Annotated in this window: 28 protein-coding genes; 11 read left to right on the top strand and 17 right to left on the bottom strand. The window is 42.2% G+C overall.

The window, feature by feature from the left end:
- Nucleotide 1: 1 nt before the first annotated feature.
- The 9 genes from AB1Y31_00845 to AB1Y31_00805 are packed head-to-tail and all read right to left on the bottom strand — an operon-like array spanning nt 2 to nt 9,271.
- Nucleotides 2–1,099: a CDP-glycerol glycerophosphotransferase family protein gene (locus tag AB1Y31_00845; protein MEW4981713.1), complete on the bottom strand. Its 1,098-nt coding sequence runs from the start codon at nt 1,097–1,099 to the stop codon at nt 2–4.
- 4 nt (nt 1,100–1,103) lie between these two features.
- Nucleotides 1,104–2,156: a pseudaminic acid synthase gene (pseI, locus tag AB1Y31_00840; GenBank protein ID MEW4981712.1), complete on the bottom strand. Its 1,053-nt coding sequence runs from the start codon at nt 2,154–2,156 to the stop codon at nt 1,104–1,106.
- A 3-nt stretch (nt 2,157–2,159) separates the two neighbouring features.
- A complete protein-coding gene (pseH, locus tag AB1Y31_00835) occupies nt 2,160–2,711 on the bottom strand; it encodes a UDP-4-amino-4,6-dideoxy-N-acetyl-beta-L-altrosamine N-acetyltransferase (protein MEW4981711.1) in 552 nt (183 codons plus the stop codon).
- Nucleotides 2,712–2,720: 9 nt separating this feature from the next.
- A complete protein-coding gene (pseG, locus tag AB1Y31_00830) occupies nt 2,721–3,806 on the bottom strand; it encodes a UDP-2,4-diacetamido-2,4,6-trideoxy-beta-L-altropyranose hydrolase (GenBank protein ID MEW4981710.1) in 1,086 nt (361 codons plus the stop codon).
- Nucleotides 3,800–4,582, bottom strand: a complete 783-nt coding sequence (locus AB1Y31_00825; GenBank protein ID MEW4981709.1) for an SDR family oxidoreductase — start codon at nt 4,580–4,582, stop codon at nt 3,800–3,802. The genes pseG and AB1Y31_00825 overlap by 7 nt, the downstream gene beginning before the upstream one ends.
- A 1-nt stretch (nt 4,583) precedes the next feature.
- Complete coding sequence (locus AB1Y31_00820) at nt 4,584–6,212, bottom strand: aldo/keto reductase (GenBank protein ID MEW4981708.1); 1,629 nt, start codon at nt 6,210–6,212, stop codon at nt 4,584–4,586.
- The gene (gene pseC, locus AB1Y31_00815) at nt 6,209–7,366 is read right to left on the bottom strand and encodes a UDP-4-amino-4,6-dideoxy-N-acetyl-beta-L-altrosamine transaminase (protein MEW4981707.1); all 1,158 of its coding nucleotides are present in this window, start codon (nt 7,364–7,366) and stop codon (nt 6,209–6,211) included. The genes AB1Y31_00820 and pseC overlap by 4 nt, the downstream gene beginning before the upstream one ends.
- A 3-nt stretch (nt 7,367–7,369) precedes the next feature.
- The gene (gene pseB / locus AB1Y31_00810; protein ID MEW4981706.1) at nt 7,370–8,368 is read right to left on the bottom strand and encodes a UDP-N-acetylglucosamine 4,6-dehydratase (inverting); all 999 of its coding nucleotides are present in this window, start codon (nt 8,366–8,368) and stop codon (nt 7,370–7,372) included.
- Nucleotides 8,369–8,377: 9 nt separating this feature from the next.
- On the bottom strand, nt 8,378–9,271 hold the full coding sequence (locus tag AB1Y31_00805; protein ID MEW4981705.1) for an O-antigen ligase family protein: 894 nt from the start codon (nt 9,269–9,271) through the stop codon (nt 8,378–8,380).
- 23 nt (nt 9,272–9,294) lie between these two features.
- On the opposite strand from AB1Y31_00805, the gene AB1Y31_00800 reads away from it, so the two are divergent.
- Nucleotides 9,295–9,654, top strand: coding sequence for a hypothetical protein (locus AB1Y31_00800; protein ID MEW4981704.1), 360 nt, complete (start codon nt 9,295–9,297; stop codon nt 9,652–9,654).
- Between the two features lie 446 nt (nt 9,655–10,100).
- Here the strand turns inward: AB1Y31_00800 and AB1Y31_00795 are convergent, their stop codons facing one another.
- Complete coding sequence (locus AB1Y31_00795) at nt 10,101–10,967, bottom strand: YicC/YloC family endoribonuclease (protein ID MEW4981703.1); 867 nt, start codon at nt 10,965–10,967, stop codon at nt 10,101–10,103.
- Nucleotides 10,968–11,031: 64 nt separating this feature from the next.
- Between AB1Y31_00795 and AB1Y31_00790 the strand changes: the two genes are divergently transcribed.
- From AB1Y31_00790 to pyrE, 6 genes are all read left to right on the top strand, one after another.
- Nucleotides 11,032–11,934, top strand: coding sequence for a serine/threonine-protein kinase (locus tag AB1Y31_00790; protein MEW4981702.1), 903 nt, complete (start codon nt 11,032–11,034; stop codon nt 11,932–11,934).
- A gap of 114 nt (nt 11,935–12,048) precedes the next feature.
- Entirely contained in the window at nt 12,049–12,765 is a 717-nt protein-coding gene (gene rph, locus AB1Y31_00785) for a ribonuclease PH (GenBank protein MEW4981701.1), read from the top strand.
- Nucleotides 12,762–13,373, top strand: coding sequence for an XTP/dITP diphosphatase (locus AB1Y31_00780; GenBank protein MEW4981700.1), 612 nt, complete (start codon nt 12,762–12,764; stop codon nt 13,371–13,373). The genes rph and AB1Y31_00780 overlap by 4 nt, the downstream gene beginning before the upstream one ends.
- Nucleotides 13,370–14,521 (top strand): radical SAM family heme chaperone HemW, encoded by a 1,152-nt coding sequence (gene hemW / locus AB1Y31_00775; GenBank protein MEW4981699.1) that lies wholly within the window; start codon nt 13,370–13,372, stop codon nt 14,519–14,521. Before AB1Y31_00780 ends, hemW begins: the two co-directional genes overlap by 4 nt.
- A complete protein-coding gene (locus tag AB1Y31_00770) occupies nt 14,518–14,715 on the top strand; it encodes a CPXCG motif-containing cysteine-rich protein (GenBank protein ID MEW4981698.1) in 198 nt (65 codons plus the stop codon). Before hemW ends, AB1Y31_00770 begins: the two co-directional genes overlap by 4 nt.
- 82 nt (nt 14,716–14,797) lie before the next feature.
- Complete coding sequence (gene pyrE, locus AB1Y31_00765; GenBank protein ID MEW4981697.1) at nt 14,798–15,439, top strand: orotate phosphoribosyltransferase; 642 nt, start codon at nt 14,798–14,800, stop codon at nt 15,437–15,439.
- Here pyrE and AB1Y31_00760 read toward each other — a convergent pair.
- From AB1Y31_00760 to moaA, 6 genes are all read right to left on the bottom strand, one after another.
- The gene (locus AB1Y31_00760) at nt 15,436–15,732 is read right to left on the bottom strand and encodes a hypothetical protein (GenBank protein ID MEW4981696.1); all 297 of its coding nucleotides are present in this window, start codon (nt 15,730–15,732) and stop codon (nt 15,436–15,438) included. The genes pyrE and AB1Y31_00760 overlap by 4 nt on opposite strands.
- On the bottom strand, nt 15,732–15,989 hold the full coding sequence (locus AB1Y31_00755) for a MoaD/ThiS family protein (protein ID MEW4981695.1): 258 nt from the start codon (nt 15,987–15,989) through the stop codon (nt 15,732–15,734). The genes AB1Y31_00760 and AB1Y31_00755 overlap by 1 nt, the downstream gene beginning before the upstream one ends.
- The gene (locus tag AB1Y31_00750) at nt 15,989–17,257 is read right to left on the bottom strand and encodes an FAD-dependent oxidoreductase (protein MEW4981694.1); all 1,269 of its coding nucleotides are present in this window, start codon (nt 17,255–17,257) and stop codon (nt 15,989–15,991) included. The genes AB1Y31_00755 and AB1Y31_00750 overlap by 1 nt, the downstream gene beginning before the upstream one ends.
- Before the next feature lie 95 nt (nt 17,258–17,352).
- Nucleotides 17,353–19,212, bottom strand: a complete 1,860-nt coding sequence (locus AB1Y31_00745) for an aldehyde ferredoxin oxidoreductase family protein (protein ID MEW4981693.1) — start codon at nt 19,210–19,212, stop codon at nt 17,353–17,355.
- A gap of 44 nt (nt 19,213–19,256) precedes the next feature.
- Nucleotides 19,257–19,718 carry a 4Fe-4S dicluster domain-containing protein gene (locus AB1Y31_00740; protein ID MEW4981692.1) on the bottom strand — a complete coding sequence of 154 codons (462 nt, stop codon included), beginning with the start codon at nt 19,716–19,718 and terminating at the stop codon, nt 19,257–19,259.
- 56 nt (nt 19,719–19,774) lie between these two features.
- A complete protein-coding gene (gene moaA / locus AB1Y31_00735; GenBank protein MEW4981691.1) occupies nt 19,775–20,791 on the bottom strand; it encodes a GTP 3',8-cyclase MoaA in 1,017 nt (338 codons plus the stop codon).
- 304 nt (nt 20,792–21,095) lie between these two features.
- Between moaA and AB1Y31_00730 the strand changes: the two genes are divergently transcribed.
- Genes AB1Y31_00730 through AB1Y31_00720 form a run of 3 tightly spaced genes read left to right on the top strand, consistent with a single transcriptional unit; the run spans nt 21,096 to nt 23,590 of the window.
- Complete coding sequence (locus AB1Y31_00730; protein ID MEW4981690.1) at nt 21,096–22,085, top strand: ABC transporter substrate-binding protein; 990 nt, start codon at nt 21,096–21,098, stop codon at nt 22,083–22,085.
- 17 nt (nt 22,086–22,102) lie between these two features.
- A complete protein-coding gene (locus AB1Y31_00725) occupies nt 22,103–22,846 on the top strand; it encodes an ABC transporter permease (protein MEW4981689.1) in 744 nt (247 codons plus the stop codon).
- Nucleotides 22,847–22,852: 6 nt separating this feature from the next.
- Nucleotides 22,853–23,590: an ABC transporter ATP-binding protein gene (locus AB1Y31_00720; GenBank protein ID MEW4981688.1), complete on the top strand. Its 738-nt coding sequence runs from the start codon at nt 22,853–22,855 to the stop codon at nt 23,588–23,590.
- A 137-nt stretch (nt 23,591–23,727) separates the two neighbouring features.
- Here the strand turns inward: AB1Y31_00720 and AB1Y31_00715 are convergent, their stop codons facing one another.
- Nucleotides 23,728–24,090 carry a phasin family protein gene (locus AB1Y31_00715; GenBank protein MEW4981687.1) on the bottom strand — a complete coding sequence of 121 codons (363 nt, stop codon included), beginning with the start codon at nt 24,088–24,090 and terminating at the stop codon, nt 23,728–23,730.
- A gap of 181 nt (nt 24,091–24,271) precedes the next feature.
- On the opposite strand from AB1Y31_00715, the gene AB1Y31_00710 reads away from it, so the two are divergent.
- On the top strand, nt 24,272–24,859 hold the full coding sequence (locus AB1Y31_00710; protein ID MEW4981686.1) for a nitroreductase family protein: 588 nt from the start codon (nt 24,272–24,274) through the stop codon (nt 24,857–24,859).
- Nucleotides 24,860–24,908 lie beyond the last annotated feature (49 nt).

Here is a 24,908-nt window from a genome sequence, read left to right as displayed (position 1 = left end):
GTCACAAATACTCTGAGCTCAGAATCTCAGCAACTCGATGCCCTGCATTTCTGTCTCGCTGACCAAAAATGGAAGAAAAACAAGCTTCACGATTTTCTGTATAGTTAGCTTCATTCAAGAAAGCATCGCTCACTGCCTCCTGCCAATTTGCATACCCTGCTTGGCTATAAACCGTCCCACAATCAAAAACTTGTAGTACTTCCATAATATCTTCTTCAGGCATACCCCGCTGAACAAGGCTAACTTCAATTTTTTCATATGCGCTATTACCCAACCCCGTTAATAACTGAGGTGTATTATAAAAAAGCGCCTCTTCACTGGGTGAATTTGAGTCTGAAATAAATAAATCTGCCACCATTAACAGGTTTGGCAATGCAATATCAACCAAATCTACCAGAGCATTCCCTCTCTGCTTTGCAGCAAGCTGTATGGCTCTCATGGACGATTTCTCATGCCACCTCAAGTTCATAGATTGGCTTGGGTGTGGTCTTAAAACTAAATTATACTCACCCGAAATTTCTCGTATCAACTGTTCCGCACACAAATCCCAAGAGCCAACCCCTCGACGGCTAGGACAATAAACAATTGTCTTTAGTGATGGATCCAAGCCCATTTCTTCTACTATCGCCTGACGGTTTTGTACCGTCTTTTCAGGAAAATGGCAGAAAGGAATAAAGCCTGTCTTTGAGTAGTTAATCTCTTCTCCTTTTAACAGCCTTAATAGCATTCTTTCCATTCTGTCACCAATTAAGAAAAGGTGATCAAAATGCTTTAGCCCTTGTAATGCTTGTGCCGTCAAGCCGGCATACGTCCCATGAAAAACCATCATTTTTCTTGCCGAGTATGGGGACAGCAGTGACTTATAAGGTGAACCTGTCACAATACAATCTGCGCTTAACATTGCTTTGTGACCGGCACTAAATCGCTTCAAGCGTTTACTAAAACGCGCAAAGCCTAGTTCTGGATATTCTTTTCTGAAATAACGTTTCGTACTTCCTCTTCCACAAACAAACGTCCCACCTAGCTCACGCTGAATGGCCACTAGTGAAGGAATCGCTTGATACATCTGAGAGAAAAAACAGATTTTATTCTTTGTCATCAGCTTATTTTCTCAAAAGCTTCCAACTAACAGCCGTACCTTGTTGGATATTTTCGTTAACCGTTTGACCAAGCAGTGATTCATAAAACTTTGGAGCTAAACCGAAACCAGGCCGAATACTTTTCACATGTTCTTTTGTAATCACCTCACCAGCCTTCATATCTTTAACAAAATACAACGACCGACGAAACTTAACATTACCTTCTTCACTGGATTTTCGACCGTAATCAATCTTTCCTAATGCCTGCCAAGCTGTTTTAGCGCCGTTGCATAAAGCGGTTAATTCAGAAGCTTCCAAGGAAAAACTATCATCTGGCCCACCAGCACTTCGATCCAATGTCACATGCTTTTCTATAATAGATGCGCCAAGCGCTACGCTGGTAATAGCCGTTGTATTATCTAGCGTATGATCAGATAAGCCCGTGACCAGTCCAAATCGTTGTTGCATATCAGCCATGGTTTTCAAATTGTAATCTTCTGCTGGCGCCGGGTAGCCACTTACACAATGCAAAATAGCTAGCTCTTTACAGCCGCCATCTTTAGCCGCCTGAATAGCTTCGGCTATTTCTTCTACATCGGCCATGCCGGTTGAAATAATCATTGGCTTACCCGTACTGGCTACATATTTTATTAGTGGTAAATCTACCGCTTCAAAAGAGGCTATTTTGTAGGCGGGTGTATTCAAGTCTTCAAGTAAATCCACCGCGGTATTATCGAAAGGTGAGCTAAAAATAGTAATGCCGAGTTTTGCTGCATAGTCAAAAAGTGGCTTATGCCAGTCCCAAGGCATATAGGCGCCCTGATATAATTCATACAGGCTCTGCCCATCCCACAAGCCCCCTTCAATCATAAACTCTGGCTCACGACTATCGAAGGTGATGGTATCGGGTTTATAGGTCTGGAGCTTTACAGCATCAGCGCCAGAGCTTTTCGCCATTTCAATTATTTTGAAGGCATTGTTTATATCACCATTATGGTTAGCCGACATTTCGGCAATGATATAAGGCGGCGTATCACTACTGATTGTCCGCCCAGAAATTTTAATGGACACATTCATCCTTTATTTTTGTAAGAATTTATTCAACTGATCTTTCATGACCTTCCTTCTTTCATCCCATTCTGTCGATAAGATCCCTAATGTATGAATATCAATAAATGCCTCATCAACCTTATGGTGCTCTCGTAAAATACCTTCCTCATGAAATCCAAATTTTTTATGTAACTTTATAACAGCCTCATTAAAAGCTAACACTTCACAACAGAGTTTATGCAAAGCTAATTCATGAAAAGCATAATTTAACGCAAGAAACTCCATCTTGCTTCCGGTCCCTTTCGGTGCATCTGGTGAAGCATAGAAAGCCCATGAGGCATTCTGGCTCTTTAAATCTATTCCACTAAACCCAACCACGCCTAGAGCCACGTCATCAAGTTCATACATAAAATATTTTTGCTCACTATTTTCACTCACTGATGCCCACCAAGCTTGGTGCTCATCTAAGCTGATTTCATGCCGCGTATACATATTCTCTCTAACCCTTGGGGCATTCCTCCATGAAAGAATCAAGCTTAGTTCTTCCATTTTAATCTCACGCAACTTGCCGATATTTTTCATAATTTTATTCTACTTTTGGGTAAGTTTTCTAACAACAATGGTACTACCATTTCCATAAGTTATTTTTCCTGCATTTTTACTTACTGTCTCTAGTCTAATTTTTTTAATTTCTATTTCAAAAAAAATATTTTGTAAATTAACTAGGCCATCCTTATTTAAAGTTAAAACGGCTCCGTGACTAGCTAAATTAGCTGCCGCTACTCTTTGGTTTTCTGCCAAAATAATTTGTATTGTCGGCAAGCCCAAACAACACCTTTCCCAAGTCGTTGCCCCGGCTGCGCCAATGGCTAAGTCTGCATTTGCCATCATCTCAGCCATATTACTAACATTAACCATCACATTTGTTTTATAAGCCAATAATCCTGCCTGCTGCTGCACACTCTTAAGGTGTGGCGCAGTTGCACCCATCACGATATTAATTTCTAATTCTTTAGAAAGGGAACCGTCTTTTAACACTTCAAGTAATTCACCCGTCACATTATTTAGATCAACTCCACCCATGGTTATTAATAGCTTTTTGAAACTTGGCTTTATGCGTCGTTGTAAACTGTACTCTCGCCACTCGGCAAACTCTGGTCGTAATAGAGCATATTCAGAACCGAGTAACCGTTGTGAACGTTTAGGCACCAGACCAACATAGTCACTTTCTTTTCTGCCATAGGTTTGGTCTAACAAAACATCACATTGATGCTTTCTATTAGCAAGGTCATCAATAACCATCAGCTTAGAAAAGCACTCTGCTAATAGGTTTTGCCATGTTTGATCCAATGAGTAGTGATCGACTATCAACCAGTCAGGTTTTATTTTTTTCAGTATGGGTAGGCATAATTCCGCATCTTCTTGCTGAGTACTGCCCAACCATTTCGAGCCATATAAACCGTCGTCTATTACAGTATTCTGACTTAGCGGTAAAACGTGTATTTTGAAACCTTGCCGTTTGATGCGTTCAATCAAATTCCCAGCATGCGCTCGGCATATAAACTCAATCTCTACAGCTTGCTTTTTTAATGCCTCAGCCAGTGTGAGACAGCGCATAATATGCCCTGTGCCCATTTGAAGGGAGGCATCTGCACGAATAATAACGCTCTTCACCATGCGGTCCAGCCACCATCAACCATTAAATTAGTAGCTGTGACATAGCTTGAACTAGAAGATGCCAAAAAAATTAAAGGGCCAACAATATCTTTGGGCACTCCTACTCTTGCCATAGGGATTTTATTAATAATTTTTGAAACTAAAGGCTTATTTGCCTCTTGTACGCCCTCTGATGGAAAGGCGCCGGGAGAAATACAGTTAAAGCGTATCCCTTCCTCTGCAAACTCACAGGCAGCATATTTTGTCCACTGAATTAGAGCTGCCTTTGCCGCTCCATACATCGGGGGGTTTGCCCCTTCCTTTGAAGCGTAGATTCTCAAGTCTGGGCTGACAACTCCATACATTGATGCGATTGTAATAACGCTTGCATCACCATTTTTCTTCTGTGCCGATCGCAAATAAGGTAAGGCTATTTGAACAAGGTTATGCGTAGCAATCATTGCAACGTCATAGCTTAATAAATAGTCTTCCGCCGATATGGTTTCAACCGTGCCCGCCGCTCCTGCGTAAGCATTATTAACAACTATATCTAGATATTCACTTTCAAAACCATCAAAAAAAAACTCTATTTCATCTCGCTTAGTCACATCAAAAACTGCTGATTTAACATCAAGCCCCTTTTCAACTAGTTTAGAGACCATTGCACTTATATTTTCATTGTTCCGACCGTTCAGATAGACCGTGGCTCCAGCTTTAGCCATCCCCTCAGCCATGACACTTCCTAAATACCCAGATGCGCCAGTTATCAATGCAGTTTTTCCACTTAAAGAAAACATATCAGTCACTTTGACTCCAATTGGAAGGATCTAGCGTCATTTCCGATAAGCTTACCGTCTCTTTCTGAAACAATTCCATTGCCCTAGGTGAGAATTCTTTTTTAGAAAACAAGTCTAAATTTTCCTCAAGTTGTTGAACTGTTTCCATTCCAACCACCACTCCATCAACCCAATTCAGCGATCTAACATAGGTTAAACACAGTTCTAAAATTGAGTTGCATTTTGTTTCTTCTGTTAGGCGTTTCAAGTAATCGATAACTAGACTTGGTTTCTCAACATTGGCTCTTTCCCATAACTTATGATCCTCAGATACCAATAACCCCTGCAATAAAGAGCTACGAACATGTACTACTATCTTCCTTTCTTTTTTCCTATGTTGGATTCTTTTGATCGCTTCTACCCACCTGTCATCCAAAAGGTTAAATGGCATTTGAATAAAGCCGACTGCTTTATTCGCTAATACAAGCTCTACTTCATCAGGGGTTTGCACTGATACACCTAGAGCGTTAACTACACCTTCCTCTTGTAATTCCAATAGTGTCTTCCAAACAATCCCGCCCCAATTTGTTAAATGCGATGCTCGATGAAGCATTAAACAACTTAATGTTTGTACACCCAAATGAAAACATGACTGATATACACTAGCCTTAACAAAAGTGCTTACCAGCTCTCCATCCATCCCCTCATGGCAGTCATTAAGAGGAGTTAGTTTTGTTATTGTTGTAACTCGTGAGGTCCAGCCCTTGGTAAGTATCTTGCCTAGTATAGACTCACTATCACCATATGCACTCGCCGTATCAATGTACTCAACACCATTGCAAATCGCCTTTATTACAAGATTAGATGCTGATTTAAAACTAGGTTTGCCGTGACTATTATTAATTCCGTAATTTAGTCCTATTTGCGCACCACCTAACACCATTTTTTTTATCGGCGATGTTACTAATACATATTTTGACTGCACCTTTAACTCTTGAACTAATTCTAGCCAACTAACTTCCTCCGGACATTCAAATTTTTCAAACAACTCATGAATATCATAATAATCATCAATACTATCGACGGTACTACGGTACGCCCCCATTTTTAACCCACGATACTTATCAAAGTATCGCTCACCAAAACGCCGTCTAATGAAAGGTGTCACATGCTCTAGGTCCGACATCTCAACCGATCTTTCATTCGCATCTCTTAATGAGCTCAACCTCATAACTTCTATACTAACTCCATAAGGCAAGCCAGATCTTTCTCCATTGCATACCAAATAATCAAGATCATTTGAACGAAAGCAGTCTTCCACCTCATCAAGTAAACCACCATCTGGTATGACATTATCAGCAGTTAATCTTAATACAACCGTCTTATCCTCATAACCATCTAAAGCTCGAACAAATCTTTCTAAAGTATTATCGAGACTTCCTCTATAAAAACCAATTCCATTTCGATTTAACTCTGCACATAAGCCATCGTCACTGCTTTCCCTTGATGTTACGACTAAAACCTTTTTACCGGTATTACTAGCTCTCCTTGCCGCAAGCACCACCAGTGGAACCCCTTTGATTGGCAAAAGAACTTTTGCTGGCAATCGACTCGAACTTGTCCTAGCCTGTATTACGACTACAGATTTCAAGCCAGTACCTTACCCAGCACCTCAATCACTCGGCTCTGCTCATCAAACGTAAGCCCTTGATACAAAGGAATACTGATCGCACGGTTATAATAATGCTCGGCGTTAGGGTAATCACCTTGCTGAAAGCCCATTGCTTGATAGTAGGGCTGTGTATGCACAGGAATATAGTGTAAGTTCACACCTAAGCCACTGCTTCGCAGTTCATCAAAAACTTGCTGGTGCGTTTTACCAAGCTTTTCAAGCTCAAGCTGTATTGGGTAAAGGTGTAGCGCCGAATAGCTCTCACTTGATTGGTAAGGCAGTTTAATAGGCAAGTCTTTTAGCCGCTCATGGTAGCGTTGTTGCAGAACATGCCGCTTTTCAACAAACTTATCCAAGCGCTGCATTTGGCTAACGCCGAGTGCCGCTTGTAGTTCGGTCATCCGGTAATTAAAGCCCAGATCAACTTGTTGGTAATACCAACCGCCATCAGCTTGTTTTGTCATTAATGCAGGATCACGCGTAATGCCATGGCTTCGCAATAATTGCATTTTTTCTGCTAATGCGGGCTGGTTGGTAGTGGCTAAGCCACCTTCTGCCGTTGTGATGATTTTTACTGGGTGGAAACTAAAAATAGTTATATCTGAGTATTTACAGCTTCCCACTGGCTGATCTAAATATTGAGCACCAATCGCATGACTAGCGTCTTCAATAATACTAAAACCATACTCTTCACTTAGCTTATGAATTCTCGCCATATCACAAGACTGGCCTGCAAAATGTACAGGGATAACAACTTTAGGTAGCTTGCCTTGCTCTTTAGCCCCTATTAGTTTTTGTTCGAGCGCGTCAGGGCAGAGGTTATAGGTTTGAGGGTCAATATCGACAAAACTAACCTCAGCCCCACAATAAAGCCCACAATTTGCTGAGGCAACAAACGTGATTGGGCTTGTCCATAAGCTATCGCCTTTGCCTAAACCAAGTGCCAGGCAGGCAAGATGAAGTGCCGAAGTCGCACTATTGGTTGCTACCGCATAACCTGCGTTAACCTTTTTGCTGACGACTGATTCAAACTGAGGGATTTTCGGACCTTGGGTCAGAAAATCTGATTGCAATACCTCGATAACCGCATCAACATCTGCTTGGTTTATATCTTGGCGGCCATAGGGAATCATCAATTAGATATTACCAATCTTGTCTTTATTTATTTCAAGCCAATCTTGAAGACTTGCGTTATCCATCCACTCTGGGTTGCTATCACTGGCATAAACAAAACCTTCTTTAACTTTTACCCCGTCTTTAATACGTGCTGAATCTGAGCCCCAATTATTAATAGTCGGTAGAATTTTAAAGTGCTCTGGGTATTCATAGGTATAGGCAGCATCTTCGGTACTGATCATTTCTTCATGGAGCTTTTCACCCGGGCGAATACCGATTATTTCTTGCTTTGCTTGCGGGGCAATGACACTCGCTAGATCAGTTACTTTCATTGAAGGGATTTTTTTAACATAGACTTCGCCACCTTCCATGTCTTGAAAAGCATGCCAAACCAAATCAACACCATCTTCTAATGAAATCATAAAGCGTGTCATACGCTCATCCGTAATCGGTAACACACCTTTATCTTTAATGGACATGAAGAAAGGAATCACTGAGCCACGAGAGCCCATCACATTTCCATAACGCACAACAGAGAAACGCGTACCGTGTTCGCCAGAGTATGAGTTACCCGCTACAAATAATTTATCTGAAACGAGTTTTGTTGCTCCATAAAGGTTAACGGGGCTGCTGGCTTTATCGGTAGAAAGAGCCACTACACCTTTAATACCTTTATCAATACAGGCATCGATCAGGTTCATCGCGCCGTTAATATTTGTTTTCACACATTCAAATGGATTGTATTCAGCAGTGGGAACAATTTTTGTTGCAGCTGCATGTACCACATAATCGACCCCATCTAAGGCTCGATACAAACGCTCTTTATCTCGTACATCACCGATAAAAAAACGAACACGAGAATCCCCTTCAAACTTCTTTGCCATTTCCCACTGCTTCATCTCATCACGTGAGTAAATGATGATTTTCTTGGGGTTATATTTATCAAGGGTCATTGGCACAAAAGTATTACCAAAGGAGCCGGTGCCTCCCGTAATAAGAATGGTTTGGTTATTAAACATATTAAATCCCTAGCTTTTAAATTCTTTTTTAACACTGTCACGAATCGCAACAATATCCTGATGCTTTTTTTGATTAATTTCCCAATACGTCATAATCAATGGCAACCAAAAAATGAGCCATATATCATCCGGGTTTGTCAGTAAAGCGTTTCCGTCAAACATCAACGCAGCCATCCCCACAAGCAAACCCAAAACCATTATAGCGTTATGTTTGAAACCCTGATAAGTGATATAGCCAACGACACACAACAAACTCAGCAAGCCGAACAAACCTGTATTTACAAAATGTGATAGGAAAACATTATGGGAGTGCTGAAACGTCTGCCCACTTTCAATCGTAATCTCACTATTGCCACCAAAGCCGCATCCTAAAAACAAACCACAATCAACTATTTTCATTAAACTGCTAATCCATATATCAAATCGGTAAGAGACTCCTCGGTTTAATATATTCCCAAAATAATAACCGCCCACCAAAAACGCTATAAACAAAATCAAGATCCCAATAGAAAACAGCTTCTGACCCTCTTTTTGCTTATAAATGGTCATTCCTAAAACACCAACAAATAATCCAACAACAGCTGATCTTGAATTGTAGAAGTATAAAAAGAAGATAATGATTAGAAATATCACCAACACATTAAGAGACTCACCTTTCCCTAAAAACCATTTCATGATCACCACACCATAAACGGTCAAAATAATACCCATAAAGATGGGCGAATTCAGCCTTAAAACTGGAAATAATCGAGCTCCTAAACTTCTCTCATGTAGCCAGTAGAAATCAACAAATGACAATAGGCTATAAGCTGCCGCCAAACAAAAAAGAGCGATCATTAATTTTTCAACTGAAATAAAGCCCACTGATAACAGGTAATAAGCAGTACCAATAAAAGCAGCCACATAAAACGCGTGTCTAAAGCGCTTTGCAACATTTTCCCAACCACCAGAATCAAAACCAACAAAAGAAAATAGCGCCCAAAAAACAACCAAATATACAATGGGTTTTAACGTTGTATAAAGTGCCTCTCCTTTTAGCAGCCTGGTTGAAAGAACTGATGGCAGTAAGACGAACAAATAAAAAGCTTGATTTGCAATCTTTGACGTTGGCGCTGCAAACATTAAAAACAAAAAAAACAAAAAACCATAAGGAAGCACAAGCAATGCTTTCTCTTGAGTCACTATCCATATTTTTTTATACATCCAACCCTTCACCTGACCAAATAACAACTAGAAAGCCCCACACCTATCAAAGTAAAGGTGTCGTCACACACAACATTTTCTGACAATCAGTTTTGCTTATCCCACGCTCCTGATTTTCACATGCCACCTTTACCAAAGACCAATTTAGCTGATATCAACTCGTTAGCGCATGAAACCTTAATGAAGTAAATTCACACCTATACACGACCATAAAATTATTCAAACTGACTCTAGTCGCAAATAAAAAAACCATTCATAAAATTACCACCTACAAAATCAACCATATAATTATTGAAACTACTCAGTGTCTTGACTAGGCCTTTGTTTCCATAAACCCCTTTAACACAAAATAATTTTACTAAGACCGTTAGTCAAACAACTAAAACCGATAAATGTGTGAGTGAAAGCAAACTCATAACTTACCTATAGTTGCGCTATTAAGCTTACTCTTATGCAATTAAAACATAAGCAAAATTGCCTAATGAAGGCGTACTCACAGATTAATAACACTTTAGAATAAAGTCTATATTTACTCTATATTCTGAATTTGCTCACGCATCTGCTCAATGAGCACTTTTAATTCAACTGAAACATTCGTTGTTTGTATATCCGCTGATTTTGAGCCCAAGGTATTCGCTTCTCGATTAAGCTCTTGCATTAAAAAATCCAACCTTCTACCAACAGGTTCATCTTGTCGCAAGATCCTACGCACCTCTTTGACATGAGACTCCAGTCTGTCCAGTTCTTCTTCTACGTCCATTTTTTGCAGAAAATATACTAGCTCTTGCTCCAGCCTTGCCTGTTCTGGTTCTTCTAATAAGTCACTGATTTTCTTTTCCAGCTTTTCGCGCAGCAATGCTTGAACTTCCGGCAAGCGCGTTTTGGCAATGAGCATTTGTTCTTGGATAAGCTCACAACGCGAATCAACCATATTGGATATATCATGCCCTTCTCGCTCACGCGACTCAATGAGTTGCGAAAGCACATCATTAAGTAGTGAAATAGCGGCCTCATGGACAGGCTCTAAATCTTCCCTCACTTCAGATTGAACGCCAGGCCAACGCAAAATATCTAATGGTGAAAGGGCTTGAAACTGATTCATCGCCGCTTCAACTTTAGTCGCCGCGTTCAATACTTGATTTAAACGCGCCTCATTAATCTCAATACTTTCTTCGCCGCCTTTATCTTTTCTATAAAAAAGATTGCAGTCAATTTTTCCTCGCTTCAGGTGTTTACCTACTGCCTCACGCACCATCGGCTCAATGGAACGGAAAATTTCAGGCAAGCGTGGCGAAACGTCTAAATAACGATGATTGACCGATCGAATCTCCCAAATCAACGTATACCCTTCAACATCTACCTCACTACTTGCGAAAGCAGTCATACTTCTTATCATTTTGTCGCCTATACTTACCTTAAACGATGAATACTAGGCTGTTTTTGAACGGATTAATACCCTGATGACAAGAAATCCCCCTTCGCTCGCTGTGCCAGCATCAACATTAAACGGTCAAGCGCTACCATCCGGCACCATCGTTGATGACTATATTATTGAGCGCGTGCTAGCCCAAGGCGGCTTCAGTACCGTCTACCTTGCACGTCAAACCAAAGACCAGCAACAAGTCGCTATCAAAGAATACAAGCCAGAACAGCTTACTAAACGCGATGGCTTCACGGTAAAACCCATTGATCATACTTGCGCTGCATTATTTCAGCGTGGGCGTTATTTGTTTATGAAAGAAGCCACTTTATTAGCGACGATAAAACACCCAAATATTGTGAGCGTACTCAACTTCTTTCTCGCTAACGATACCGCTTACCTTGTCATGAATTTTGAATATGGCAAAACCCTTGGGCATTGGCTAAAGAGTGTAGACAATACTGTCACCACTGAGTTTCTACTGAATGTTTTTCAGCCGGTGATGAGGTGCATTAAAAACATGCACCACCGAGGTTTGTTACACCTAGACATCAAACCAGACAACATTCTATTGAGGCCCTCTAATAACCCGTTGATTCTCGACTTTGGTTCCGCCCTTTCATACAAAGAACAACAAAACCAAACTGCACACAGCATGACAAAAGGCTATGCCGCACCAGAACAACATATGAGGGATGGCGCATTGGGTCCTTGGAGTGATTGTTATGCTATAGGTGCTAGCATGCGAGCTTGTTTAGACAGAACCACTCCAGCCGCCTCCTGCGATAAAAGAGCTATTCAAGATTGGCAACCTGCGCACATGCTTTATAAAAATAAAATCGATGAAAAGGTTCTTTACGCTATTGATTGGGCCATGCAAATTTCATCGTCACAAAGACCTCGAACCATCGACGACTTACTTAACGCCACCAACTATCGCTAGAATTCCTTATGCTAGGCAGATAAAGACTTATATCTTGCCCTATAATGCGCGTATTAATTAATATCAAATACGCCGAACTGTATTTTATTCAACTCCACCAATTCAGGAACAAACATGAGACCAAGCGGACGCAATGCTGACGAACTACGCGACATCAAAATAACCACCAATTTCACCATTCACGCCGAAGGCTCTGTGTTGATTGCCTGTGGCGATACACAAGTGCTTTGCACCGCATCGGTTGAAAGCCGTGTCCCGCGTTTTCTAAAAGACAAAGGCCAAGGCTGGGTGACCGCTGAATACGGCATGCTGCCTCGTTCAACACACAGTCGCATGGGCCGTGAAGCCGCACGCGGCAAACAAAGTGGTCGCACACAAGAAATTCAACGCCTTATCGGTCGTTCTTTACGTGCTGCCGTAGACCTTAATGCCCTCGACGGCCACACCATCACCATTGATTGCGATGTTCTACAAGCCGATGGTGGCACACGTACAGCAGCTATTACCGGTGGTTTTGTTGCACTGTCTATCGCCGTTGAGAAGCTATTAGCCGACAAAAAAATCAAGAAGAACCCTATTCACGGGCAAGTAGCTGCCGTGTCCGTTGGTATCTACAACGGCGTACCGGTGTTAGATTTAGACTACCCTGAAGACTCTGAAGCTGAAACAGATATGAACGTCATCATGAATGAAGCTGGTGCGTTTATTGAAGTACAAGGCACCGCAGAAGGGCACGCATTCCGCCGTGAAGAATTAGATCAAATGCTGAATCTTGCCGCATCTGGTATTTCAGAATTGATGCAGCAGCAACGCGACGCATTAGCAAAATGACCCAACAAGTCGTCCTAGCCAGTGGCAATAAAGGAAAAATAGCTGAAATCCAAGCCATTCTCAAACAACAGGCCATTGAGGTTGTTTCTCAATCACACTTCAATGTGCCTGGTGTAGAAGAAACGGGTACGACATTTATAGAGAACGCGATCATTAAAGCCAGGCACGCCGCTGCTATTTCAGGGTTGCCTGCTATTGCTGATGATTCCGGTTTAGAGGTGGACGCGATCAACGGCGAACCCGGCGTTTATTCTGCTCGTTATGCCGGTTTACCGTCGAATGATCAAAACAACACCAACAAACTACTACGCGCCTTGGTCGATATTCCGCCTGAGCAGCGTAGCGCTCGCTTTCATTGCGTGATGGTGTTTATGGCGCATAAGAACGACCCGTCACCGTTAATTGGACACGGCGTATGGGAAGGAAGAATAACGACCGAAGCATCTGGCAATAATGGTTTCGGTTACGACCCTGTTTTTTATATTCCCGAACAGCAATGCACATCAGCACAGCTCGACCCGCGTGTTAAAAACACCTTGAGCCATCGCGCCCAAGCTTTACAAGCACTTATGCCACAAATTTCCGACCTCCTTACGAATAAAAAATGACGTCCAGTAAACCGGGTTACAGCCTCTACATTCATATCCCCTGGTGCGTAAAAAAGTGTCCTTATTGCGACTTTAATTCGCATGAAAAACGTGATGATTACAACGAAGACGCCTATGTTGAGGCGCTAATTAAAGACTTATCCGTTGAGGCACCTAAGGTTCGCGAGCAAACTTTAAAAAGTATCTTTATTGGCGGCGGCACACCCAGTTTGTTTTCAGCAGCCAGTCTCGAGCGCATTTTGAGCGCCACCGATCAACAGCTCGGTATAGCAGACGACATTGAAATCACCCTAGAAGCCAACCCTGGCACTGCTGAAGCGGATAAATTTGCCGCTTTTAGGAAAATTGGCATTAACCGTTTGTCTATTGGCGTGCAAAGTTTTAATGATACGCATTTACAGAAACTAGGCCGCATCCACGATAGCGAGCAGGCACACCGTGCCATCATAATGGCACAAGATGCTAGCTTTGAACGCATCAACCTTGATTTAATGTTCGGCTTACCTGAACAAACTATTGAACAGGCTACTAGTGATATTAATACCGCTTTAAGCTACCAAACAGGGCACTTATCGCATTACCAACTGACGCTTGAAAAAAACACCTTATTTCATAAATACCCACCGGTTCTTCCACATGATGAATTAATTTGGGATATGCAAACCGCTTGTCAACAGCAGATTTCCCAGCAGTTAACGCAATATGAAGTGTCGGCGTATGCCGCTCAGCAACAACAATCACAGCACAATGTTAATTATTGGCAATTTGGCGATTATCTCGGCATTGGTGCTGGCGCACATGGCAAATTTACCGGTGAAAGCGGACAGATTACGCGTTACTGGAAAAATAAACAGCCACGCGACTATATGAAAAATGCGGGTTCTCCAACATCAATCGGTGGAAAGAACATCGTCGCTATAAGCGAGTTACCCTTTGAGTTTATGATGAATGCACTACGCCTAAAAGCTGGCTTTACGCTGGAGCAATTTACCCAGCGTACCCAACAAGCCGCTTCTATTATTCAACCCACCTTAGATACATTGCTTGATAAGAAGCTGCTACAACTAAACGACTCAACCTTTAGTTGCACCGAACAAGGCTGGAACTTTTTAAACAACACCCTAGAACACTTTCTGCCCAGCAAATGAATCCACTCATTGTTCCGCATTCATACCACTGTCCTTATTGTGGCGAGCTAATTGACACCTTAGTTGATACCTCTCAGGGAAACCAACACACTATAGAAGACTGTCGCGTTTGTTGCCGCCCGATCGAGCTGGAAATCAATATTAACGAAGCGGATCAACAGATAACAGTTTTCGCCAAATCCGACTCCGAGTAAAACCAAACTAAACACTCTATCGTTTGTGTGAATTGACGTCCTTTAAGTATAAAATACCGCTTTATTCTTTGGCATTACTATCATGAAAGCATACCAACAGCAGTTTATTGAATTCGCCCTCGAATGCGAGGTACTACGATTCGGCGAATTCACTTTAAAGTCTGGCCGTATCAGCCCGTACTTTTTTAACACCGGCCTATTTAATACCGGCGAGCGGCTTCGCAAGCTGGGCCAGTTCTACGCTCACGCTTTGATTGATTCAGGCATTAAATACGATATGCTGTATGGCCCCGCTTATAAAGGAATCCCTCTTGTTTGCGCCCTTGGCATAGGCCTATCTGAAATATCTAATGTCGATGTGCCTTACGTTTTTAATCGCAAAGAAGCAAAAGATCACGGTGAAGGTGGTTTGCTGGTCGGTGCCGAATTGCACGGCAAAGCACTTATTATTGATGACGTCATCAGCGCAGGCACATCTGTGCGCGAGTCTGTTGACATTATTCGCCAAGCAAACGCTAAACCAGCGGGTGTATTAATTTCATTGAATAGACAAGAAAAAGGTCTCGGTGAGACCTCTGCCATTGATGACGTAGAAAAATCCTATGGCTTTAAAGTAGCATCGATTATTTGCCTAAAAGATATTATCACTTACCTTGAAACAGCCGATAATGACGAGCATTTGGCTGCTATTCTTAAATACCGAAAGCAATACGGTACGGATTAGCCGCCACCACGCTGAAATTTGAGCAAGAATATTTTCATAAACGCCGCTTGCTCATCATCCCCCATATTAGAAAAGTCAAAGTTTACAAACAACAAGGGTATCTGAGCCGATGCTATTCGGCGCACACCCTCTTCACCCAGCGTTACTAAAGCTTGTTGATCATTCATTGTAAAATCAATGATATTCTCATCGCGCTGATACATGAGTTTGTTTTGACCCTCAAGCAAGGTAATAAACTCTTTGCGTGAGAAGCCCATTTCCAACGAAAAGACTTTTTCTTTAAACAACTTCATTAGCCACCAGCAACTGGTGGCCAAAAGCCAAGAACATCTCCTTCCGTCAGTACTGTTTCATCACGCGTTTCAGCATCTAAATACACGCCATTTAATAGCACAATATGAATGACGTTACGCGGCAGCTTTAAATCATCAATTAAATAACCAACGGTCGTGTTAGCCGTTATCTGATACTCAAACCCATGTGATTTAGTACTTTTCACCGGCAAGTAATCCATCAAACTCGCGAATAGCTTTACCGTCACTTTACTCATTAGTTAATCACTGCAGATTGTGTACAGGCTAAATAAGCCGCCATTAGCTGTAGCGGATTCTCCAGTAATTTGTTTTTCCATTCACCCAGTGGAATCTCGGCTTGAATTAATCCGCGCATAATCCCAACGTGTTGCGTATGCCCTATGCCCGTTGCACCAATCAACACATCCTCATCAAATTGCAAATTAATATAGCGCCACTTATCTTTCTCAACCAATTGACAACTCTCGCCTCCCTCAATACCTTGCCACATGCCGAACGAGCATGAAATCAGGCCCATGGTGTCTAGCACGTTCATATTGATCGTACCGCCACATTCTGCGTTATCTAAACCCACCATATTTTGCGCCGCAATGAGCCCATGTTCCGTTGCCGTGGGCTGAATCGCCTGAACGGCATACTCCCCTGTACAAAAATCTTTACCTTGCGCCACATCACCTGATGCATAAATATCAGCAACATTGGTTTGCATATTTTTATCAACAAAAATACCATCATCTACCTCTATGCCAGAACCTTCCAAAAAGTCAGCACAAGGGCGCACACCTGTTGCCGTAATCACCAAATCAGCATCCAGCACGGTAACACCAGCAGGTGTTTTAACACTCACCTCAAAGGTATGTGCGCCATCTACTTTCTTAATTTCGGTGACTTGCCCATTAGTGAATACGTCTATCTTTTTATGTATGCACCAGTCTTTGATCATGTTACCTGCAATACTATCCATCATACGAGGCACCATCCGATCTTCCATCTCTACGACGGTTAGATCTACCTTTCTTCGTGCTAGTGCCTCAAGAATAATACAAGCAATAAAACCCGCGCCAATTTGAATGACCTTTGCCCCAGGTTTTGCTAATGCAGCAATAGAACGAGCATCTTCAAGCGTCCAACAAGAGTGAACGCCTGGCTCACCAATACCTGGAATAGGAGGGGAAACCGGTCTTGAACCCGATGCTATTAATAACTTATCGTACGATTCTGTTTGACCTGTGCTCAATTGAACTGTTTTATTTACGGAGTCTATTTTTTCAACCCGTGCGTTTATCAATTCAATCCCTAAATCATCAAAATGCCCTGCCTTATGGCGAAGATGGGTACCTTCTTCTTCAATATTACCTATCAGGTGATAAGGAATGGCCATTCTTGAGTATGGCGCTTCAGGTTCATCGCCAATAATTGTTATTGATGCCGTTTTATCAAACTTCCTAATATGCTCTGCTGCAACAACGCCCGATGGGCCGGCACCAATAATTAAATGTTTCATCTCATTACCTCAATATTTCTTATTATTAAACCATTAAAAAAGGCGAATCCAAATAGATTCGCCTTTTTATTACACTGTATTAAAGCGTGCTTACATTACAGCCCTAAACGCGTTTTAGTTTCAGTGGTCACCTCGCCTTCTGGAGACCAACCACGTTCCGCATAGTAATCAGGCAACATGGTCGCTAAACCATTAACTTTACCTTCCGCAGGGCCAGATGTTGCAGGCTCAGAGACCATTCTAGGTGGCAACTTATCTGCAGAAGCGCCCTGACCCGCAGCTTCGTTGTAGAGACGCTCTAAGTTCCACACGCGCTCGCCTATTTCCTCCAAACGTTCAACTGTCCACTCACCTTCACAGGCAGCATTTAATTGAGGCGCCACATCTTCTAAAGACCAAGCAAACGATGTGAAAACACAAATACCAACTGAATCAAATACTGCCGTAGCGTTTTGGAATGCTATTTGAAGACCTGCTTTACCTTCAGTTTCTAATGGATCTGTTTTGATGGGAATACCCAATACTTCTGACGCTACTGTATAGCCACGCAAATGACACGCACCACGGTTAGACGTTGCATAACCTAAACCCATGCCTTGAATACCACGAGGATCATAAGCGGGAAATTCTTGCCCACGAACCGTCATAGATAACTCTGGATGACCGTATTTTTCACACAAACGTGCAGAACCTTGGCCTAACTCTAAACCGAAGCCTTCACCTTTTGCCACAAGCTCTGTACATTTTGTCATCGCCTCGACATTACCAAAGTTCAGTTCAATACCACCTGTATTTTCCGTCGTCAATACACCCATCTCAAATAGCTCCATGGCAGCAGCGATTGTTGAACCGAGAGATATGGGGTCGAGCCCTTGCTCGTTGCATACAAAGTTTGCATACGTTAAGGCATCAATATCATCAATACACGTATCACTACCCAAAGCCCAAGCTGCTTCATACTCTAAACCACCAGAATTGCCGTGGTAGTGTTCATGCAAATCTTCTTTGTTTTGAATAGTAAAGTGTTGTGGGTCAATAGTAGAAATACGGCCACATGCAATCGTACAAGCAAAACAACCGGCATTTCTTGTTAAGTTTGGTTTGCCGTCGCTTTCGCGAGGTTCCAGCATTGCTTCACCAGATATTTTTGACGCACCGGCGAATACACTTTCTTTATAGTTACGAGTTGGTTGCGCACCCATTTCGTTAATCACATTCATTAATACTTGCGTACCCAATGCAGGAAGACCTTCACCCGTTACCGGGTTGCCAGCAAGCACTGCTTTGGCTGCATTAGTCGCCTCAAAAAATGCCTTAGGGTCATTAACCTGAACACCTTTGCTACCACGAATAGCAACAGCTTTAACATTTTTAGATCCCATCACCGTACCCACACCTGAGCGGCCAGCCGCACGGTGCAAATCATTGATAATAGCTGAATAAAGCACACCTTTCTCACCGGAAACACCAATTGCGGCAATACGCAATTGAGGGTCTTGATGCTTAGCATGTAACCATTCATCGGCTTCCCATACTGATTTACCCCAAATTTCATCCGCTGGTAAAATTTCAGCCTTATCATCATTAATACTGATATAAACCGGCGTTGGTGACTTACCTTCCAGAATAACCATATCCCAGCCAGCGCATTTCATTTCGTTACCGAAGAAGCCACCAGAGTTAGAACACGCTACCGCATTCGTTAATGGGCTTTTCGTTACCACTGAATAACGGCCTGCTGTCGATGCCATCGTGCCTGTTAACGGCCCAGTGATCATATACATCGTATTCTCTGGTGAGAGCGGGTCTGTTGTTGGCGGCACTTCTTCCGTTAGGTATTTTGTAGCTAACCCACGTTGTCCAAGGAACTGCTCAACCCATTCCATATTTAATGGTTCGGGAGTACAAGTTCCCTCGGTTAAATTAATCCTTAATACTTTTTTTGTCCAAGACATAGTCTATCTCCTCACTTTTTTATTTTTCTATGTGCACAAGGCGCCTATTTAGCAGGCATAGCCTTCGCAGCATAATCTTTCATTTTGTCGTAACCCGTCCAGTTTGCATCCTGGTAGGTAATAGCAGCTGTTGGGCACGCTTTTGCACATTCTGGGTCGCCGCCACAAAGATCACATTTGATCACTTTTCCACTATCGGCGTTATAGTTAACCGTGCCAAATGGGCAAGCAATCGTACAAACTTTGCAACCGACACATAGGTCATTCACAATCTCTTTCGCACCTGTTGTCTTATTCAACTGAATAGCTTCAACAGGACAGGCGTGCATACACCATGCTTCATCACATTGAGTACATGTATAAGGTACAAAAATACCTTCTTCGTGGAATGGGAATATTTTAATTCTTGATTTAGTTGGGTTAAAAACTCCTTCACCCTCGTAAGAACAAGCCATTTCGCACTGCAAACAACCTGTACATTTATTCGCATCTATAACTAGTGACATCTGCATAACACCCTCCTGTGGGTTCTATTTATTTTAATTAATGTTAACAAAAAAACTTAACCGCCCGTGACACTCATATGACGAAAGATGACGGGCTGTTCGGTAAGATCAAAATCATGCCCCTTGGGCTTGATCTCCATTGACTCTATTAGAGCCTGTTTCACTTTATTCAAATCCGTAGGATTCGCTCTTAATACTCTTTTCAAATCCATTGAATGCTCTTGGCCTAAACACAGCAATAATAAACCTGACGCCGTGACTCGTACACGATTACAGGTATCGCAAAAATTATGACTATGCGGCGAGATAAAGCCGACCAAATTATCGTAGCCATTTACACTGTAGTAACGAGCCGGACCACCGGTATTTTTTGTACTGTGTATCAGTTCAAACTGTTGTTCAATATCACGCTTGATTTCATCACTGGAATAATAAGCCTCTTCTCGCGAATGACTATCAATCGCTCCTAATGGCATTTCTTCAATAAAACTGATGTCTAACCCCTCGTGCATGGCGTAGCGAACTAGACTAATGACTTCATCATGATTCCTGTTTTTTAGAATCACAGCGTTTAATTTAATTTTATCGAAACCTACTTTTTTTGCAGCTTGAATACCCGCGAGCACCGTGTTCAGCTCACCCACACGCGTTACTTTTTTAAATTTTTCAGCGTCTAGGCTATCTAAACTAATGTTGATGCGCTTTACGCCTGCATCTTTCAGTGGTTGCGCCAACTTCACTAGTTGAGAACCATTGGTGGTAATGACAAGTTCATCTAAACCATCTAACTTGGCGACATCAGCCAACATGCCGACAACACCTTTGCGTACCAGCGGCTCCCCGCCCGTCATACGGATTTTGGTAACACCCATTTCGACAAAAGCTTGAGATAAACGGGTAATTTCCTCTAGCGTTAGAACTTGTTCACGCGGCAAAAACTCCATCTCTTCACTCATGCAATAGACACATCGAAAATCACAACGGTCGGTGACCGAGATTCTCACGTACGTCACTTGCCGACCGAACTTATCAATCAGTTTATTTGTATTTATTGGTGATGGTATAGCACTCATACAGCTAGACAGCAGCTCCTACTTTTATAAAGTCTAATTTTTCATGAGGTTAGCCGACATTTAACATTCATTATCAAATGCAAATAATTATCATTAGTATTAATGACTTACGGCGTTTTTCACTTCTTTACACACCTTACCGCAATTTAAATTTATAGGTCAACGATTAGTTGATAAACCGCTTTTTTCAAGCTGCTGCCTCAACTACTGTTAGGGCTCAGTTTTTCATTCACCTTACCTTCATTTCATTTAAGATAAGCTACCAACAAGAATTAACTTTATTGAAAATAGCACCACTTTATAAATGCAAGCACCCTTAAAAAAACTCATCACGCTGACGCTACTGATCCTCACTGCTATTTTTTCTTGTTATAGCACTGCTAAAGCAGGTGCTGCTATAAAAATCTCGGCGCTTAAATTTGGCACCGTTAACTGGACGCTTGAGACAATTAAGCAAAACCAACTGGATAAGCAATATGGCTTTGAGCTTATCATCCAACCCTTAGCGAGCAGTGGAGCAGGCAAAATAGCATTGCAAGCCAATGCCGCTGATATCATTGTTTCTGACTGGACTTGGGTGGCACGTCAACGTGGCTTTTCATCCAATTACTTGTTTGCACCTTACTCAAGCTCTGCGGGGTCAATTATGGTTCCAGGCTCATCAACGATCCGCTCAATTGAAGACTTAGCGGGTAAAAAACTAGGCATCGCGGGCGGTGGACTTGATAAAAACTGGCTACTGTTACGCGCCTTGGCCTTAAAAAACAATATCGACCTTGAAGTAAAAGTCGACAAGGTTTTTGGGGCACCTCCTTTACTTAACAGCCTGATTAAACAAGGCGAACTCGACGCGCTTATAAATTATTGGCATTACAGTGTTCGCTTAAAAGCCGAAGGGTACCGGGAACTTATCAACACACACCAAATCATCCAACGCCTAGGCATTGATACAACCGTACCGATACTCGGTTATGTGTTTAGGGAGCAATGGGCTCATAAGAACTCAAGCAATTTGGAAAATTTTTTGGCGGCTAGCCGTGAAGCGGCGAACCTTTTATGCACATCCGACACACACTGGAATGCAATTTTACCGCTGACTCGAACAGACGATAAATCAACTCATCAGTTATTACGCAGCAATTATTGCAACGGGCGCGTGGCTATTCTTACAGAGAAGGAAAAACGAGCTATTGCCGATATTTATTCCATTCTTGCCGACACAGGCGGCGAAAAACTTGTCGGCTCCGTAAAGCAATTAGACCCCGAAATATTTTGGGTCAATAGCCGTCATTAATGTTAAATCCAATTTAAATGCCTCGCTCTTCATTACTAAACTCAACACTATCGCTAGCGCTACTGGCGTTAATTTGGCAGTTAACTGCTGTTATGCTGGATAGCCCCGTTTTACCATCACCCGTGCTTGTATTTAATACGCTAATCCATGCCACGCAAACGGGTGAATTACCCCACCATCTCGGCATCACCCTGTATCGGTTATCCATTAGCTTTTTCCTCGCTATGTTTTTAGGCGTCGCTATTGGGCTCATTCTTGGGCGCCGTCAGGAGCTAAATAAATTTTTCGATAGCTGGCTAGTTATCCTGCTTAATATTCCCGCGTTGGTGACCATTATTCTTTGTTACATTTGGTTTGGCTTGGTTGAAACAGCCGCCATTTTTGCAGTAGTTATCAACAAACTTCCTAATGTTATTGTGACGATTAGAGAGGGCGCTAGAAACCTCGACGACGAACTCATAGAAATGGCAACCGCGTATCAGTTTGGGCGATACAAAACATTAATTCACGTCATTCTTCCGCAGCTATACCCTTACATTATGGCGTCTGCTAGAACCGGACTTGCCCTTATCTGGAAAATCGTTCTGGTGGTGGAAATGCTGGGCAGAAGTAACGGTATGGGATATCAAATCCATTTGTTTTTTCAACTATTTGATATCACTAGCATCCTTGCTTATACCGTTTCTTTTATCATTATTATTCAAATAATCGAGACCACTATATTGCTACCCCTAGACAAAAAATCTCAACGTTGGAGGTAACTCAATATGAACCGCCTCGTCGTTGACATAAAAAGAAAAAGCTTCACCCTAGATGGGGAACATGAACAATTTATCGCAATAAAAAACCTCAAGTTTGAATTATCAAACAATGAGTTTGTCTGCATTGTAGGGCCATCTGGCTGTGGAAAAACTACCTTACTCAACACCGTCGCAGCACTCGACGATGATTTTGAGGGCAATATCTATATGGATAGTGAAAACACCGGTATTCGCCCGAGTTACGTTTTTCAAACACCTCGATTATTACCGTGGCGAACCGTGTTAGAGAATATTCAATTAGCCATTAACGAGGAAGGCTCACGCCCCATCATCGAAAACACTCTTCAGCGTTTAGGCCTAGGTAATCATTTAGATAGCTACCCGCATCATTTATCGTTAGGCATGCAACGGCGAGTCGCTCTCGCTCGCGCATTTTGCGCACAAAGCAACCTTCTATTGATGGATGAACCCTTTGTATCGCTAGATCAACCCACCGCCAGAAAAGCTAGAAAACTTTTATTAACGCTATGGACCGAGCAACCAAGAAACGTCTTGTTTGTTACCCATGATTTGAACGAAGCAATCGAATTAGCGGATAGGGTTTTATTTTTATCCGAGTCGCCCGCCAGTATCGTTGCTAATATTAAAATCGACATCCCTCGATCAGAGCGAACCGCTAGCAGTATCAACGCATTTACAGATCAACTAAAAGCGACCAACCCGAACATTCGACACCTCATATAAATCAGTCAAAAGGCCCCTTTAAGCAACGCACATAAAAAAGCCGCTACCCGAAAAGGTAGCGGCTTTTTGTACTACGGTTAAATCACCCTCAAAAGAGGGTAAGTCTCACCCAAGCGCTAGCGCTATTTGGCTTGACCTTAAGCTGCTTTTTTAGCTGCTTTTTTAACTGTTTCTTTAACTTCTTTAGTTACTACAGCGTTGCCTTCTTGAACAAGTTTAATAACTTCTTCGTTGTAAGCTTTAGCATCTTGAATTAATACTTTGCTGTCAGCTTGAACTTTTTCGAAGCTGCTTTGAGCTAACGCAACTTGATCTTTAACGAAAGCGTTTAAGCCAGCAACGTCTTTAATTGCAGTAGCCGCTTTAATACGTGCTTCAGTTAAAGCAACATATTCTTTAGCAGCAGCTTGTTGTACAGCAGCAGCTTTTTCGAAAGCAGCTTTGTTTAATTCAGCTAATTTTTTAGCAGGAGCTAATAAAGTTTCTAGATTGTTTAACATGTCATATCCTTTGGTTTAAGTTAATAAATTACGATTTGTTGCAGCGCATTATACGGAGATTTTATTGCAACGCAACACTTTCTCAATAAGTCCGCTCCTACTGCTTCCTAAAATGCCCATCTTGCTATCTCGGTGGGCCAGCCGTACCCTAGTATTCATTTCATCTAACCGAGACCAGTCCATGAGCAACGCTATCGACTTTAGTAACCGCGACCCATTACCAACAGTGAACGAAATATTTCATCAACGCTGGTCGCCTCGAGCCTTTAAAAAAACTGTCCTTGAGCAAGACACTCTTCTTAGCATCTTTGATGCCTCCCGTTGGGCACCCTCTTGCTTTAATGAGCAACCATGGCTATTTGTTACCTCTTCAGGGGAAAAAGACTTCAACACCTTTTTAAGCTTATTGAATGAATCAAATCAAATTTGGGCAAAAAACGCCGGATTACTTGGTTTCATCTTTGCGAAAAAAACGTTTACCCATAACGGCAACCAGAACAATAAAGCAAAGTTTGACTGTGGTGCCGCTTGGATGAACTTAACGCTACAGGCAAACTTAGTGGGTTTGCATACTCATGGCATTGGCGGCATCGACTATGCCCATGTGCACCAAACACTTAATGTATCGCCTGATGACTTCGACATCATCTGTGGATTTGCCTTAGGTGAGGCCGACCAGCCAGATTCATTACCCGACACCTTAAAGGAAAAAGAAAAACCGTCCGCAAGAAAGCCCCTCAATGAAGTCTGGCAGGCAGGCATTCTTTAGTTTCACCTCATTAAAGAAGCCGACAGCTTAACAATGCGACCATCAGCTG

This window comes from Cycloclasticus sp., from assembly GCA_040743155.1.
In the GTDB taxonomy this organism is placed as follows: Bacteria; Pseudomonadota; Gammaproteobacteria; order Methylococcales; family Cycloclasticaceae; genus Cycloclasticus.
The sequence above is the reverse complement of the archived record's forward strand: the minus strand, read 5'-3'. Positions and strand labels throughout refer to the sequence as shown.

What these genes read in the sequence shown, in the direction of transcription:
- AB1Y31_00755 (MEW4981695.1), bottom strand. Translation starts at nt 15,989, where the DNA reads ATGAGTAAAGTGACGGTAAAGCTATTCGCGAGTTTGATGGATTACTTG.
- AB1Y31_00715 (MEW4981687.1), bottom strand. Translation starts at nt 24,090, where the DNA reads ATGTTAAACAATCTAGAAACTTTATTAGCTCCTGCTAAAAAATTAGCT.
- AB1Y31_00730 (MEW4981690.1), top strand. Translation starts at nt 21,096, where the DNA reads ATGCAAGCACCCTTAAAAAAACTCATCACGCTGACGCTACTGATCCTC.
- pseH (MEW4981711.1), bottom strand. Translation starts at nt 2,711, where the DNA reads ATGAAAAATATCGGCAAGTTGCGTGAGATTAAAATGGAAGAACTAAGC.
- pyrE (MEW4981697.1), top strand. Translation starts at nt 14,798, where the DNA reads ATGAAAGCATACCAACAGCAGTTTATTGAATTCGCCCTCGAATGCGAG.
- rph (MEW4981701.1), top strand. Translation starts at nt 12,049, where the DNA reads ATGAGACCAAGCGGACGCAATGCTGACGAACTACGCGACATCAAAATA.
- AB1Y31_00760 (MEW4981696.1), bottom strand. Translation starts at nt 15,732, where the DNA reads ATGAAGTTGTTTAAAGAAAAAGTCTTTTCGTTGGAAATGGGCTTCTCA.
- AB1Y31_00795 (MEW4981703.1), bottom strand. Translation starts at nt 10,967, where the DNA reads ATGATAAGAAGTATGACTGCTTTCGCAAGTAGTGAGGTAGATGTTGAA.
- AB1Y31_00725 (MEW4981689.1), top strand. Translation starts at nt 22,103, where the DNA reads ATGCCTCGCTCTTCATTACTAAACTCAACACTATCGCTAGCGCTACTG.
- AB1Y31_00790 (MEW4981702.1), top strand. Translation starts at nt 11,032, where the DNA reads ATGACAAGAAATCCCCCTTCGCTCGCTGTGCCAGCATCAACATTAAAC.
- pseC (MEW4981707.1), bottom strand. Translation starts at nt 7,366, where the DNA reads ATGATTCCCTATGGCCGCCAAGATATAAACCAAGCAGATGTTGATGCG.
- pseG (MEW4981710.1), bottom strand. Translation starts at nt 3,806, where the DNA reads ATGGTGAAGAGCGTTATTATTCGTGCAGATGCCTCCCTTCAAATGGGC.
- AB1Y31_00845 (MEW4981713.1), bottom strand. Translation starts at nt 1,099, where the DNA reads ATGACAAAGAATAAAATCTGTTTTTTCTCTCAGATGTATCAAGCGATT.
- AB1Y31_00745 (MEW4981693.1), bottom strand. Translation starts at nt 19,212, where the DNA reads ATGTCTTGGACAAAAAAAGTATTAAGGATTAATTTAACCGAGGGAACT.
- moaA (MEW4981691.1), bottom strand. Translation starts at nt 20,791, where the DNA reads ATGAGTGCTATACCATCACCAATAAATACAAATAAACTGATTGATAAG.
- AB1Y31_00780 (MEW4981700.1), top strand. Translation starts at nt 12,762, where the DNA reads ATGACCCAACAAGTCGTCCTAGCCAGTGGCAATAAAGGAAAAATAGCT.
- pseI (MEW4981712.1), bottom strand. Translation starts at nt 2,156, where the DNA reads ATGAATGTGTCCATTAAAATTTCTGGGCGGACAATCAGTAGTGATACG.
- hemW (MEW4981699.1), top strand. Translation starts at nt 13,370, where the DNA reads ATGACGTCCAGTAAACCGGGTTACAGCCTCTACATTCATATCCCCTGG.
- AB1Y31_00770 (MEW4981698.1), top strand. Translation starts at nt 14,518, where the DNA reads ATGAATCCACTCATTGTTCCGCATTCATACCACTGTCCTTATTGTGGC.
- pseB (MEW4981706.1), bottom strand. Translation starts at nt 8,368, where the DNA reads ATGTTTAATAACCAAACCATTCTTATTACGGGAGGCACCGGCTCCTTT.
- AB1Y31_00825 (MEW4981709.1), bottom strand. Translation starts at nt 4,582, where the DNA reads ATGTTTTCTTTAAGTGGAAAAACTGCATTGATAACTGGCGCATCTGGG.
- AB1Y31_00740 (MEW4981692.1), bottom strand. Translation starts at nt 19,718, where the DNA reads ATGTCACTAGTTATAGATGCGAATAAATGTACAGGTTGTTTGCAGTGC.
- AB1Y31_00720 (MEW4981688.1), top strand. Translation starts at nt 22,853, where the DNA reads ATGAACCGCCTCGTCGTTGACATAAAAAGAAAAAGCTTCACCCTAGAT.
- AB1Y31_00710 (MEW4981686.1), top strand. Translation starts at nt 24,272, where the DNA reads ATGAGCAACGCTATCGACTTTAGTAACCGCGACCCATTACCAACAGTG.
- AB1Y31_00750 (MEW4981694.1), bottom strand. Translation starts at nt 17,257, where the DNA reads ATGAAACATTTAATTATTGGTGCCGGCCCATCGGGCGTTGTTGCAGCA.